Below are 14882 nucleotides of genomic sequence, written 5' to 3'. Positions count from 1 at the left end.
CTATGATAACCTTAAAATTTATTCTTGCAAATGTTGAATTAGTAAAAACAAAACTATCACATAGAAATTTTGATAACAAAATAATCGATGAGATTGTTGACTTTGGAAGTAAGAAAAATGAACTATTGCTAAAGCTCAATGATTTAAAAGCAAAAAGAAATGAATTTTCAGATCAAATTGGAAAATTAGCAAGAGAGAAAAAACCAACTCAATCTTTAAAAAATGAAGTTATCAAAATCAACGAGCAAATTAGTGGTATTGAATCTGAATTTAATCAAATCGAAACTCAAGTTAAAAATATGCTCCTAAGAATTCCTAATTTAGCTTTGGATGATGTACCAATTGGTAAAGATGAAAATGCTAATATTGTGCACTCATATTGAGGAGAAATTGAACAAAAAAGCTTCAAAATCCTTCCTCATTATGACATTGCAACTGAATTAGACATCATTGATTTCAAGCGAGCTGTGAAGCTTTCAGGTACTAGATTTGTTATTTACAAAAACGAAGGTGCAAGACTAGTTAGAGCTTTGATGAACTTCATGATAGATACTCATCTTGAAAATGGGTACAAAGAAATTTTACCCAATACTTTAGTTCTAGAACAAGCTCTATATGGCACTGCTCAACTACCTAAATTTGCTGAAGATCTTTACAAAATCAATGATTCAAATTTGTGACTTATTTCAACTGCAGAAATTCCAATAACTAATTATCACGCGCAAGAAATTATTAATTTGGAAAAACCAATTAAATTTGTAGGTTATTCAAAATCCTATCGTTCTGAAGCAGGAAGCGGTGGACGTGATACAAAAGGTATCATTAGAATGCATGAATTTCATAAAGTAGAATTAGTAAAAATTACTTCACAAAAAGAAGCATTGTCAGAATTTGAAAAAACTGTTGATGATGCAGCAAGAATTTTAAAATTGTTAAAAATTCCTCACAGAAGAGTAATTTTATCGTCAGGTGATATGGGTTTTGCTTCTAAAAAAACTATTGATTTAGAAGCTTGAATGCCATCTGAAAATAGATATCGTGAAGTATCTTCAATTTCTATTTGTGGTGATTTTCAAGCACAAAGAATGAAACTTCGTTATAAAGAAGATGGAAAAACTTTATACGCAAACACAATAAATGGATCTGGACTTGCAATTGATAGAATAATTGCTATAATTTTAGAACAGTATCAAACAGAATCTGGTTATATTGAAATTCCGGAAATATTAATTCCATATTTTGGTAAAATTAAGCAGATAACAAACAAATAACACAATAAAAGTAAGAAAATAAAGAAGGATGATAATGTTTAAAAAGTACACAAAATATGAAGATAAAATTAACAATGAATTAAATGGTTTTCAAGAAATTGCTGATTTTGAAGCAGAAAAATCTGATTTAATTGTTGTAAATTACCAAGAAAAACAAAGAAAATCTGCAAAAATCTTTTTTATATTTGCATTAGTTGTTATTGTTTTAGTAATTATTACTTTAATTGTTTTTTTATCTTGATTTGTTTCTACACAAAAATAACACAACTAATAAATAAAACTTCATTTACTAAAAGTGTTTTAATTCCAAAAACACTTTTTATTTTGGATTACGATGACTAAAATTGTTTTAAAGTACTTTTTAAAACATAAAAAACTATTTGCACTAAGTTTATTATGTTTTATTGTTATGAATTTGATTAATATTGCTAATACGTACATTATTAGCTTAATTTTTAACATTATTAAAAACAAACAACTTGAACAATACAAATGAATTTTAATTTGGCAAGTTGTATTTTTTGTTCTAACGGTTGTTTTTGTAATTTTGAACATCTGATTGTTTAATAAGATGTTAATGAAAGTAAAACAAGAATTACGTGGTGATATTATTCAAAATATTGAAAAATCTAATGTTATTGAATTTAAAAGCAGAGGACGAGGTTCCTTTGTTGCTTCGTTAAAACAGGATTTTGACACTATTTTTGATGGTTTAATGAATAATTTCTATCAATTTGTTTTCTCTATAATTGCAATTGTTATTGTTTTAGCAATTTTATTTACACAGAGCACTAGAATTAGTTTGATAACAATTGTAATGTTTATTCCTAATATAATTTTTCCTTTTGTGGTAAAAAAAGTTATAAACAGTAGAACAAAAAAGATTATCAAATTTTTTAGAATTTTTGGTGAACAATTTTTAAACTTTTTAGAAGGATTTCCTTCAATTTTCTTCTTAAATAAAAAATATTTACTCACCGAAGTTATTCAAGACAAAAATGATCAATTTAGGAAACATATTACTAGAGAAATTAGGTGAATTATTTTATTTGAAATACTAAATACTTTCTTTGCTGGATTTATTAGTATTTGTATTTTAGCAGTTGTTGCTTATTTTGTTTATCAACAAAAAGAAGATTATTCTGTGTTTATTTTTATTTACTTTTTTGAAATTTTACTAGTGCAACAACTAAGTCAGTTTTTAGCTTATATAAAACAATTTGTTGCTACTAAAGATATTTTGCAAAGATATAGTTTACAAAAAGATAAAAATGAAGAAAAAAGAAGCACTTTAGAGCTAGATTTTCAATCATTAGAAATCAAAAATCTCAATTTTTCTTTTGATAAAAAAGTGATTTTTAAAGATTTCAACTTTAAATTTGAAAAAGGTAAAAAATATGCGATTTCAGGTCCTTCAGGAGCTGGAAAATCCACTTTAATTTCTATATTATTAAGGCAAATTCCACTAAGCGATGAACAAGGAACCATTTTATTAAATGGTCAAAATTATCAAGAGATTGATTTTGATACTTTCAAGAACACTATGACTTTTTTAGATTCAAAAGAGTTTGTTTTTAATACAAGTATTTATAACAACGTTAGTTTTTGAGAACAAAATCAAGAACAAAAAGTAAAAGATGCACTTGAAAAAGCAAGTTATCCAGTTGAAGATATTTGACTTGAATTAAATAATTGAGATGCAAATTTATCAACTGGACAAAAGCAAAGAATCAACATTGCCCGTCATTTTTATAGAAACAAAAAATTACTAATTTTAGACGAAGCTCTAGCTAACTTAGATAAAGAAAATGCTTCAAAAATAAAGCAAAATTTATTCAACGACAAAGAATTAACACTAATTCATATCAGTCATCATTTAGATGCTGATGATAAATATGACCACATAATTAAGATAGGAACTAACAATGAAAATATTTTGGAAAAAATATAAATTTTTATGAATTTTACAAGTAATTGTTCTTTTACTTGTATCTGTTGGTACTCTTTTATCTGGTTATTATTATGGAAAAATGGTGCAACAAATTCAAACTGATGCACAAAATAACTCTTTTAATACAGGTTGATCCAAATTCTTTACTATTTTTATTACTTTGCTAGGAATTCAACTGTACTCGTTTTTAATTTCATTTATAAAAGGATATATTCAAAGTAGAATTAGATTTAGAATCTTTTCTTCTGTTTCTTTAGAAGTAGCACAACGTTTTGAACAAGCAAAATCCACTGAGATCAAAAAATTTTCAGAAAGTAAAATGTGAAATTATTTATTTAATGATGCAGATATTTACTTTAATGAAAATATTTTGAATTGAATTTCGTTTTTAAATAAAATCTTTGATATTGTAATGACTATTTTTGTAGCAGCTTTAATTAATTCAATTTTAATTGCTGCTTTTCTAGGTATGTTAGTTGTTAGTTTTTTCCTTTCTTTTACTTTCCAAAAGAAGCAAAAAGAAGCAATTATCAACTTTTCTACAGCACAAGAAAAACTCTTTGATAAATTAGCGAATCTCTTCGAAGGTTATGATAGATTATACTTTGCTAATAAAACATATGTAATTAAAGAACAAATGCAAGAGCAACTTTATGAGATGTATTTAAGTGAACTAAAGAAAAATTACTTAGAACAATTTGTAAAAGATGGCTTTATAACTCAAGTTTTATACGCAATTAAATTAATAGCTACAACATTAATTATTTTTGCTATTTTTTATACCAAATTAGATGTGCAATCTTTAATTTTCTTTAGATTTTTATTTGATATCTTTTTAGATAGCGTTCCTACTATGTCAATGAATTTAAGAAAAATTAAAGCAAGTAAAGTAGTTATTGAAAAACTCAAACTCAAACACATTATTCTAGATACAAATACACAAATTATTTCAAATATTGAAAAACTAGAATTTAAAAATGTTAATTTTTCTTATGATGATAAAAATAATGTTTTAAATAATTTCAATTTTGTTTTTGAAAAAAATAAAAAATATGCTTTAGTAGGCGAATCAGGTAAAGGAAAATCAACAATTTTAAAAATAATTTTAGGAATTGAAGATAATTACACCGGATCTATTTTATGAAATAATAAAGAACTAAAAACTATTAAAGAATCTAGTTTAAGAGAAAATGTAAGTTTTTTAGACGGAAGTAATTTTTTATTTAGAGATTCAGTTGATAACAACATTGCATTATGAGATAAACAATTGAATAAAAATAAAGTAAAACAAATGCTAGAATACTTTAATTTGACTAAAGAATTAAAGGATTTTCAACAATTTAATAAAGAAAATATTGTTTCACTTTCTGAAGGTCAAAAACAAAGAATCACTCTTGCAAGATTGATGTATACAGAACCTAAATTTATTATTTTAGATGAAGTATTTGCTAACTTGGACAAAAATAACGCCGATAACATAAAAGAAAAACTTTTACTTGATCCTAACTTAACCATCATTATGGTTAGTCATCATCTTGATGCAAAAGATAGAAAATACTTTGATCAAATTATTGATTTTAATACTTTATAATACAAAAAGCTACAAAAATAAAGAAAAACACCTACAAAAAGTAGGTGTTTTATTTTTCTTTTATTCTTGTTCAACTCCGTTTATTTCTTTTGGTCTAGAAAGAGTAAGTGATCCTGTGTTTGTTACTAAAACTACATCTTCGTTTCTAGCACCACCAAAGCCAGGAATATAAATTCCAGGCTCAACTGTGATTAACATCCCTGGTTCTAAAACTGTTGAACCAGCAACAGAAACTGATGGTAATTCATGAACATCAATTCCTACTCCGTGTCCTGTGGAATGAACAAAGTATTCGCCATAACCTTTAGAAGCTATATAGTCTCTACAAACTTTGTCTACCTCTGCAGCTGTAATTCCTGGTCTAACTGCTTGTCTTCCTAGTTTTGCAGCTTCTAATACTATTTGTAAAATTTCTTCTTTTCTAGGGTCAAAATTTTCTTCTTTTTTGAAGATAATTGTTCTTGTAATGTCAGCAATGTAACCTTGATAACTTGCACCAAAATCTATTTTTAAAAAATCATTTTCTTTAATAATCACATTTTTAGGATGATAGTGAGGCATAGCTGCATTAGCACCAGTTGCAATTATTGAATCAAAAGATTCTTTATCAGCACCATATTTTTTTAAGAAGAAATTTAATTTGATATCTAAAGTTTTTTCAGTGTCGTTTTTATTTATGTGTTTGAGTAATTCTTCGTATGCTCTTAAAGATATTTTTACTGCTTTTTCGATTTTGTAAATTTCTTCTTTTGTCTTAATAAGTCTTAATTTTTGCGCATTGATTTGTACAAATTCTGCACTTGGAAATCAAGCTTGAAGTTTTTTAAAATCAGCTAAAGTTAAGTATTCTTTTTCAACACCAATTTTTAAGTAATTTTTACTACTTACAAAATCTTTTAAATTAGCTGCTGTCAATAAATGAACTTGTACATTTTTTGCATCTTTTTGAGCAGCTTCTATATATCTTGAATCAACAAATAAATGGATTTCTTCTTTTTCAAGAAACACTATTCCATCACTTGTTTGAAGATTAGAAACTCATAATCTTGTTTGTTGAGAAAATGAAATTATTGCATCTAAATTGTGTTCTTCAAAGCTTAAGTCTAAATATTTTCTATTCATTTTAAATTATTTTTTTTCTTTATGACTTGTATGTGCGTTGCATTTGTGGCAATGTTTTTTCATTTCTAATTTTTCAGTTTGTGTTTTTTTGTTTTTCTTAGTAATGTAATTTTCCATTTTACATTTTTCACATCTTAAAGTAATACCTTCTCTTGGCATAATAAACTCCTGTAAATTTATTTATTGACTAAACTCTTTCAAGTTTAATAATGTCTTAAATTATATTATATTTTAGTGTATCTAAAAATAAAAAAAACACACATAAATGTGTGCTTTAATTTGCAAATTTGGTGCTCTCGACGAGACTTGAACTCGTACGCATTTCTGCATTAGAACCTCAATCTAACGTGTATACCAATTTCACCACGAGAGCTTCTGGCGGAACAGACAGGATTTGAACCTGCGCGGGCTTTGACACCCCTAACACGTTTCCAACGTGTCCTCTTCGGCCACTTGAGTACTGTTCCAATAACAATATAATTTTATTACATTTTTAGGATTATTTATCAATTTGCTTAAGAAAATGCATTTAATTACTAATAAACTTTTACTTCATTTTTTAATAAATTTTTAAACCAAATCCTTCTTTTTTGAACAAAAAAGACTATTACAATGAATAGTCTCTTTTATAATGTTTATTTTTTTTGTAATTTTTATAATAGCTATAACTACTTCAAATAATATAACCTATTAAAATAGTTGAAACATAGCTAAATAACATAATAATTGAATCTTTACTAAATTCTTCTCCTGCAATTCAAGGAAAGAAAGAAAAAAGAATGACAAATGGAATAATTATTAAAGCAATTATGTAAATTATTGTTTCTCACAAAGGTATTTTTTCACCTTTTTTTCATTTTCAAATTAGTACTGTAAAGATTGTAAATCAATATTGAATTAAATAAGCTGAATTACCACTGTTTAATATTGCACTAAATGAATTTTGAACTTTTAGAGCTTTGGGAATAATTGTAAAAATTATTGTGGATAAAATAGAAATAATAGCTACTGTGTAAATTGCATTTCTGTATTCACCATTTTTATTTTTTTTCGCTAAACTGGCTGGTAAATAACCATCTTGAGCTAAAGGAGCTAAAATTCTTCCATAATAAAGACTAGAAGATAAAGTTGAAGAAAATCTATTAAAAAATATCCCTATTGAAAATAAAACACTTCCTGTTGTTCCTCAAACTATTTTATAAACTAAATCCAAACCAAAATTTTCTTTACCATCTGCTAATAATGTTGATTGACTAAGTCCTAAAAAAATTAAATAAAAAACAAAATAAGCAGTAAATATAATAAAAAATAAGATTACTAATAATTTTTTAAATCTTTTGGTTTTGACATCTTTAGATAACCCTGCAAGTCCTTCAAAACCACCGTAAGCATACATAAAATTAAGTACTGTTTTAGTTAAAATAACAATGGAAAATGGCTTTGAAACATCGCTAATATTTTCTATAAAACTATTTTTTTGTGTTGAGATAATATAAATTATCAACCCAAAACCTACAAACAAAGTTAATCACTTAATTGCTGCTGCTGCAAAAATAAATCGAGAAGATAAACGAACACCAAAAGTGGCAATACTAATCAATAACACATATAAAGCAACAGAAATTATTGTATAAATGACTTCATGAGCAGGATCAATCGAGGTAAGAAGAGTCGAGAAGAAAAGTGGTACTGTTGAAGCAAATAAAGGAATTTGAACAAACTGATTTCAACCTTGGAAAAAGCTCATTGATCTACCAAAAGTTTGTTTCGAATATGCATAAGATGAACCAACAAGATTTTTGTATTTATTTCCTGCACGAGAAAACGAAAGTAAAACAGCTAATGTGATCAATGAAGTAAGTGCAAAAACAAGCATTCCTCATGCACCTGTTAAAATAACACCAGAAATTGTGGCTATAAAACCAAATCCTACAATGTAATTCAAACCAAAAAATAAAAATTGTCTTTCATTGAAATAATTTTGTCGATTTGTTTTAAATTTGAAAAACTTTTTAATCACTTTTTATTCCTCCACTAGTTTAATATTATATTCTCTTAGTTGTTGATCTTCAGTTAACGTTGGTGATTTTAGTAATAAATCTTGACCTTTAGAGTTAACTGGAAAGGCAATAACATCTCTAATAGATTCAGAATTTGTTAAAATCATAAGTAGACGATCCAAGCCAAAAGCTATACCTCCATGAGGCGGAACACCATAGCTAAAAGCTTTTAATAAAAAGCCAAATTGGTTATTTGCTTGCTCTTTACTTAAACCAATGGTGTCAAAAATTTGTTCTTGAATTTGTTTTGAACTAATACGAATGGAGCCACCTGCTACCTCTACACCGTTGAGCACTAAATCATATGCTTGTGCTCTTACTTTTAGTGGATCTGTTTTTAATAAATCTAAAGTTTCAAAAGTTGGCATTGTAAAAGGATGGTGCGCAGCTGAGAGTTTTTGAGTTTCTTCATCTAGTTCGAACATTGGCCAATTTACTACTCATAAAAATTTGTATTGATCTTGCTTAATTAAATTGTAATGTTGCGCTACGGCAACTCTTAAAGCTCCTAATCCTTGACAAACTTTTTCATATTCATCATTTACAATAAATAATGTTCCTGTTTTAAAATTATGTTTTTTAACATAAGTTTTGATTGCTTCAAAAGAGTTCAATTTAAAAGAATAATGAACAATTTGCCAATCTTGAATATGAACGTATAATAAACGATTTGCTTTGTTTTGAACCACTTTTTCACTAAAGATTTTGTATTCTTTTTTATCTATTAAAATGTCTTCTAAAAACAAGGTTTTTGTAGTATTTTTTTCAAATAAAGAGTCTTGTGCATTGTTTAAATCATTAGCAGCTAATAAAAAATTATCAAATCTTAAATCTGGTTTATCAGAACCAAATTTATCAATTGCTTGATCATATTCTAAAATTGCAAATGGAGTGCTAATTTCTATTTTTAGTTTGTTAAAAAGATAAACAATTAATTCTTCAACAGCTTTTCTAATAGATTCAATTGTCGGAAAAGCTAGTTCAACATCTAGTTGTACAAACTCGTATTGTCTGTCTTTTCTTAAATCTTCATCTCTAAAGACTCTTGCTATTTGAAAATACTTTTCAAAACCAGAGACCATTAATAATTGTTTGTATAGTTGTGGTGATTGTGGCAGTGAAAAAAAGTGATTTTTTCTTCTTGAAGGTACCAAAAAGCTTCTTGCACCTTCTGGTGTTGATTTGGATAAAATTGGAGTTTCAATTTCTATAAAGTTTTTTTCAAAGAAAAATGAACGAATATAGTAGAACAATTTGTTTCTAAAAATAATATTGTTTCTAAGTGGTTTTCTTCTAAGATCTAAAAATCTATATTCAAGTCTTAGATCTTCATTTGCATCTATTTGATCCTGGATTGGAAAAGGAAGCTCTGAAGCTATGGAAAATACTTTAATATCTTGAGTAATAATTTCTAAATCACCATTTTTAATGTTTGGATTTATATCTTTTCTCTTACGTAAAATGCCTTGAATTTCAACAACAGATTCCTTTGTTAATGAAGAAAAAATGGTTTTTAAATGATCATTAGTTAAATCAATAATTACTTGTAAAATTCCATAATAATCTCTAATTTCGACAAAAGTTTTGTCTTTGAATTTTCTAATATTATTAATTCAGCCTTTGATTGCTACTTTGTGATTTACTAACTTAGATAAAATTGTTTCATTAGTGATTTGGTGATACATATTGCTTCCTTATTACTTAGTTAAATAATTTTTCTAGTTTGTTTAATATTTCTTTATCTTTTAAGTCTTCTTCGCTAATTTCTATGTTTTTTAGTGTTTGACTATTTTTAATTGTTCATTTGTCTTGTGGTTGATTTTTTTCTTTAAAAATCAAGTATTTTGCTTTTCATTTTGTTGAATTTTTAAATGCTTTAGCAAAAGAATTGAACAACTTTTTATTAAAATCAACTCTAAAATTTAAAAACCTTAAATTTGAAACTAGTTTTGTAACATTAGCAATTTCTTCTTCATTTAAAGCTAAAATAAAAAAATCCAAAAAAAATTCTTTAAAAAGTTCATCATTATTAATTAAAATTTCCGCGATTCTATCAACTCCTAAAGCAAATCCAATACCTTTAAGATCTGGCCCTGCAAAACGAGTAAATAACCCATTATAACAGCCCCCTGCTAAAATTGTTGATTTAGTTCCTAAATATTTGGATTCTGAAACAAATTCAAAGACTAAATTATCATAATAATCAAGTCCACGAACTAATAAAGGATCTACTTCGAAATTAATATTGTTTTGTTGTAAAAGTCTTTGTATTTGTTCAAATTCTTCTTTTTGTTCTTGAGTGTAGAAATCTTGGAGTTTTGGAGCTTGTTTGACAAATTCTTTATCAGCGTCTTGTTTTTCATCCAAAATTCTTAGTGGATTAACATCCAATCTAGTTTGTGAAATAAAACTTAATTGATCTTTATAATTTAAAAGATATTTTTTTAAATAATCAGAATAGAGATTTCTTTGTTCTTGTGTTGCTAAATAATTGATTTTTAAAGTAGTATCTTTTAATAAATCTAATTTAGTTAGTAATTGTTTTGCAAAATCCAATACTTCTAATTTAATTAAATTGCTATCTAAATTAATATACTCAATTCCTGCTTGATAAAATTGACGATTTCTTCCTTTTTGTGGTCTTTCATAACGAAACATTGGGCCAAAATAGAAAAATTTATTATGTTCTAAATAAAGTTTATTTTCGTTAATAGCACGAATTACTGGTGCAGTTCCCTCTGGTCTCAAAGCTAAAAGACGATCATTTTTATCTTTGAATTCATACATTTGTTTATTTACTATATCTGAAGATTGACCGGAAGATAAAAAAATGTTTGCAAATTCAAAAATTGGTGTTTCTATGTATTGAAAATTAAAACTATTAGCTACTTGAAAAAAGCTATCTCTTATATGTAAAAATACTTCTTTTTTTTTGCCAAAAATGTCTTGAGTACCTTTTGGTTTGTAGTTAATATTTGTTTTTGAATCATCATTTAGATTAATTTGTTGTTTGTTCATTAAAGCACCTAATTATTTGTTGTAATCATTAATGTTTGCAAAGGTTTGTTCACTAATTTTTTGCACTTTTCAGTATCCAACATCAATTCTTTTGGATTTTCTTTTGTTTCTTTTTGTTTCTAATTTGACTCAAATTGTAGTTGCAATAAATAAAGAAGAAAATGTTCCAAATACAACACCTACAAACATTGCAAAGCTAAAGAGAATATCAATAGAATTGTAGAAAATCATCAACACAAAAATTGCAAAAATTGTTGATAATGAAGTCAGAATTGAACGTTTGATAGTTTCTTTAATAGCTTGTGTTGCTATTCTTTTTATTCTTGCTTGATCACTTACTTCAGTATATGGTAATTCTCTAAATATTTCTTTGATTTTATCAAATATAACAATGATGTCATTGATTGAATAACCAATAATGGATAACAGCGCAACAACAATTGTAGGTGAGAGTTTTATGTGGAAAATTATAAAAATAAAGACAACCATTAAGACATTAAATAATAAAGAAACAATGATTGCTAAAGAGAAAGTTCATCTAAATCTTATAAAGGCAAAAGTAGTTACAAACACTATTGCAACAACAACTGATAAAATAGCATTTAAAACTAAACTTCTTGCTTCTTCATTTGAAATTGAATAAGTTATGAATTTTAAATTAGAAAATTTAGAAGATAAAGTTGTGTTTAAATTTTGAATAATTGAAGTAAGATCTTGTTGTGTTTTTATTTCAATATTAAAGACACTATTTTGTGCATCTAGTGGATGCATTACTATTTGTGAAGCATTGTTTTTAATTCCTTGACTTTCTAAGAATTTAATTATTTCTTCACCTCGGGTTTTATCAATTAGATTATAAGTTGGATCTTGGTTTTCAATTAAAATATTTGTTCCACCACTAAATTCGATTGAAAGATTTAAGCCGCCAGCAACAGAATGATTAATACCAGCAAAGATAGCAAAAAGAAGCAGAGCTAGAATAAACATCACTAGCGGAATCCAACGTGTGTACTTATTAAGAGCTAAATAATCTGGTTTTTCTAAAATAGAAACATAACCTCTTTCATATTTTTTTACATATTTTGGTTTGATTCCTAATAAATAAACTCGCTTGTCAAAAAATCCTGTTTTTAAAACAAGTGATGTCATTAATTTGGTAAAAAGCATAATTACTAATAAAGTAAAAATAATTGAAAAAATTAAAGTAATTGAGAAGCTTTTTATGTTTTTGGTTCCAAAAAAGAAGAGAATTATTCCAGCTATTAAAGTTGTAATATTCGAATCTAAAATCGTGCTTAGTGAAGATTTATTTGCATATGCATTTGACTTATTAACCGTGTGGCCTGAATAAATTTTGCTTTTGAGAATCTCAAAATTAATAATGTTTGCATCCACATTCATGCCAATTCCGATTATTAAAGCGGCAATTGTAATTGGTGAATATTCTCCACGAACTACAGTGAAAAATAGTAAAGTTAGGAAGATATACAAAGCAAGTGAGATAGTAGAAAGAACACCTAAAAGTCCATAATTTACTATCATAAATAAAGAAATTACAACAATAGAAACTATAACAGCAATTCAAGCTGAAGTAAACGCTGAATCTGATTTAGTTTGTGAAACAAAAGAAGCTGAAAGAAAATCGAGTTTGTAATTAGCTGTTCCAAAATTAATGTTTAGAGCTAATTGTTTAGCTTCAGCTGAAGAAAAATTACCATTTATTACAAATGAAGAACCATTAAGAGCTTGTTGTACTCGTGCATCAGAAATCAAGTATTTTTTTGCATCAAATTGATATTGTTTTAAAACTGGTGAAGCAGGTTGATTATTTTGTAACGGCGCAGGTGTTGAATTTTCATTTACATGAATGAAATTAAAAATATTTTCTTTAGCATTTTTTCACTCATTTGGATATTGAGTTTTTGCTAAATTAATTAATCCTGAAATATTTGATCAAATTAAAATACGATTTTTACCAAAAGGTTTTTTGGAAATATAATCAGTTGCTTTTGATCATTCAAGTTCTGCATCTTTGTCTTTTAATTCAATTTGGACTTCATTTTGTGAAGGATTATTTGGATTTGGACGAGCTTGTGCTGATTCAGATTTAAAAGGAGGAGCTCAATTTATTTCACTTCCGTAATCTAAAGAACCATTAGTTACAAATTTACCATCGTAAAACAAAGGTTTATTTTCATCATCAGTAATTGTAAGTAAAGGTTTTGTAACAATTTCAGAAATAAAAGCATCTAGCTTTTTATTATCAGTTATATTATTTCTAGAAATTCTTATTCTTCCTTCTCCTTCAATAGAAACACTGGTTCCGTTAAGCCCGGAACCACCTGTTAATCTTGTAAAAATTTCTTCATCTGCTGTTCTTACTAAGCTTTGACTTGGTGCTTTGTTATCTAAAGTTTTAACTTGAACTAAAACCTCTGCTCCACCACCGTATTCAATTGATTTGTTAATATTTTTGGAAATATATTGTTGACTTGTGTAAGAGATAACAAAAACAATAGTAAAAAAAGATAAAAAGGCAATAAATCACCTTTTTCAATTATTGAGAGTGAAGAGTTTCCTTAAAAAAGTTTTCATAATTTTGTCTTTGCCATTGTTATAAACGTTTTTAAATTATACTAAAAACAGCGATTATTCCTAAGTATTTTAATTTTCTAAATCAAAATTATTCTACAAAAAGTAAAGAAATTTTTTAAAAAATTAAATGTTGTTATAATTTTAAGATATTTCTAGAAAGGAAACAATGATAAAAAGTAATTTTAAAAAAGACAAAATTTTCTTCTTATTTATAGGAATTTGAATTTTAATATCTACTTTAGTAGTTTTCATTATTGAAATCATTTATATCAAAGCAAGAGATCAATATATTAGACCAACGGGGATTGATTTTAGATATTTTTTTGGTCATTTCAGTCCTTTTATTTTTTTCACTTATCAATCAAACTTTATGTTGTGTGTAGCTTGTTTTCTTATTTATAGAAAATTTAGTTCTAAAATTCAACGACTTTATTTTGCGTTTACTTCTTTAATTACCATTACATTTTTAGTTTATTGAGCTTTACTTTCATGAAATGGAAAAACTTGACAAAGTGCAGATACGGCTATAAAATCCTTAATTACACATTTAATAAACCCTATTTTAGGTTTTATTGGTTTATTTTTAATTCGTAAATCCATTATTGTGGATAAAGCATTATTTTTAAGAAGTGCTTTTTATGTTTTTGGTTATTTTGTTTTTGCTTTAATTATTTACTTACTAAGTTATGGAAAATATCAAATAAAGACAGAAACCTCAACAGTTACAATCTGAGATGGTGGCACAATATACTCATTTTTAAACTTCAAAAAACCTTTATTTTATAAAGATGGAAACATTGGAATAGTAGTTATTTTAGATATTGTAATGTTTTTAATAGCTTTGTTTATTCCTTTTGTTTGTGCTTATTTTTGAAAATGAGTATTTAGAATACAAATGACACAAGAACCTTTTTTCAAAAAGAAAAAATAAGAAAAAATGTAGCAAATTGAGCAGATCCCCTTTTCCTAGAAAAATAGAAAAGGGGATTTTTTATGAAATATTCATTAGAATTTAAATTAGAATGTGTAAAAAAATACAAAAAAGGAATTGAAATTAAAAAGCCTGATTTTGCTAATACAAGTCAAAAAAATTTTTTAAATCAAGTAAATTTTTGAGAAAAAATTTATGACAAATTAGGTGTTGAAGGTCTTAAGAAAAAACCACGAAATAAAAAGTGAACTATAGATCAAAGATTAAACATAGTTAAAAGATTTTTAGCTGGTGAACCAATTGTTAAAATTTCACTTGAAAATAATCTTAATCCAAGTCAAAT

11 protein-coding genes, 2 tRNA genes and 1 pseudogene are annotated in these 14882 nt (G+C 26.3%); 6 read left to right on the top strand and 8 right to left on the bottom strand.

Annotation, left to right across the window (positions count from 1 at the left end; genetic code table 4):
* Nucleotides 1–2 precede the first annotated feature (2 nt).
* The 4 genes from serS to F801_RS0102475 all read left to right on the top strand — a co-directional run bounded on the left by serS (nt 3) and on the right by F801_RS0102475 (nt 4813).
* Nucleotides 3–1271, top strand: a complete 1269-nt coding sequence (gene serS / locus F801_RS0102490; RefSeq protein ID WP_020104602.1) for a serine--tRNA ligase — start codon at nt 3–5, stop codon at nt 1269–1271.
* Nucleotides 1272–1305: 34 nt separating this feature from the next.
* Nucleotides 1306–1533 carry a hypothetical protein gene (locus F801_RS0102485; protein ID WP_014335414.1) on the top strand — a complete coding sequence of 76 codons (228 nt, stop codon included), beginning with the start codon at nt 1306–1308 and terminating at the stop codon, nt 1531–1533.
* Nucleotides 1534–1605: 72 nt separating this feature from the next.
* Nucleotides 1606–3222, top strand: coding sequence for an ATP-binding cassette domain-containing protein (locus tag F801_RS0102480; protein ID WP_013301985.1), 1617 nt, complete (start codon nt 1606–1608; stop codon nt 3220–3222).
* On the top strand, nt 3197–4813 hold the full coding sequence (locus F801_RS0102475; RefSeq protein WP_020104601.1) for an ATP-binding cassette domain-containing protein: 1617 nt from the start codon (nt 3197–3199) through the stop codon (nt 4811–4813). The genes F801_RS0102480 and F801_RS0102475 overlap by 26 nt, the downstream gene beginning before the upstream one ends.
* 60 nt (nt 4814–4873) lie before the next feature.
* Here the strand turns inward: F801_RS0102475 and F801_RS0102470 are convergent, their stop codons facing one another.
* The 8 genes from F801_RS0102470 to secDF all read right to left on the bottom strand — a co-directional run bounded on the left by F801_RS0102470 (nt 4874) and on the right by secDF (nt 13608).
* Nucleotides 4874–5935 carry an aminopeptidase P family protein gene (locus tag F801_RS0102470; protein ID WP_013301983.1) on the bottom strand — a complete coding sequence of 354 codons (1062 nt, stop codon included), beginning with the start codon at nt 5933–5935 and terminating at the stop codon, nt 4874–4876.
* A 6-nt stretch (nt 5936–5941) separates the two neighbouring features.
* A complete protein-coding gene (gene rpmG, locus F801_RS0102465; RefSeq protein WP_013301982.1) occupies nt 5942–6094 on the bottom strand; it encodes a 50S ribosomal protein L33 in 153 nt (50 codons plus the stop codon).
* A gap of 129 nt (nt 6095–6223) precedes the next feature.
* Nucleotides 6224–6308, bottom strand: a tRNA-Leu gene (locus F801_RS0102460).
* A 3-nt stretch (nt 6309–6311) separates the two neighbouring features.
* Nucleotides 6312–6402, bottom strand: a tRNA-Ser gene (locus tag F801_RS0102455).
* Nucleotides 6403–6542: 140 nt separating this feature from the next.
* Nucleotides 6543–7955 (bottom strand): APC family permease, encoded by a 1413-nt coding sequence (locus F801_RS0102450; protein WP_027332474.1) that lies wholly within the window; start codon nt 7953–7955, stop codon nt 6543–6545.
* A gap of 3 nt (nt 7956–7958) precedes the next feature.
* Nucleotides 7959–9680, bottom strand: a complete 1722-nt coding sequence (aspS, locus tag F801_RS0102445; RefSeq protein WP_013301980.1) for an aspartate--tRNA ligase — start codon at nt 9678–9680, stop codon at nt 7959–7961.
* A 16-nt stretch (nt 9681–9696) separates the two neighbouring features.
* Nucleotides 9697–11013, bottom strand: a complete 1317-nt coding sequence (gene hisS / locus F801_RS0102440; RefSeq protein ID WP_014335411.1) for a histidine--tRNA ligase — start codon at nt 11011–11013, stop codon at nt 9697–9699.
* A gap of 12 nt (nt 11014–11025) precedes the next feature.
* Complete coding sequence (gene secDF / locus F801_RS0102435; RefSeq protein ID WP_020104600.1) at nt 11026–13608, bottom strand: protein translocase subunit SecDF; 2583 nt, start codon at nt 13606–13608, stop codon at nt 11026–11028.
* A gap of 166 nt (nt 13609–13774) precedes the next feature.
* Between secDF and F801_RS0102430 the strand changes: the two genes are divergently transcribed.
* Together F801_RS0102430 and F801_RS0102425 are read left to right on the top strand one after the other, a co-directional pair.
* Nucleotides 13775–14539, top strand: coding sequence for an MAGa3780 family membrane protein (locus tag F801_RS0102430; RefSeq protein ID WP_014335409.1), 765 nt, complete (start codon nt 13775–13777; stop codon nt 14537–14539).
* A 62-nt stretch (nt 14540–14601) separates the two neighbouring features.
* Nucleotides 14602–14882 (top strand): annotated as a pseudogene (locus tag F801_RS0102425) (IS3 family transposase); the annotation flags it as partial.

This window comes from Mesomycoplasma hyorhinis ATCC 17981 (assembly GCF_000383515.1).
Lineage (GTDB): Bacteria > Bacillota_I > Bacilli_A > Mycoplasmatales > Metamycoplasmataceae > Mesomycoplasma > Mesomycoplasma hyorhinis.
Note: the sequence above shows the minus strand (reverse complement) of the source record. Positions and strands in the feature narration are given on the sequence as shown.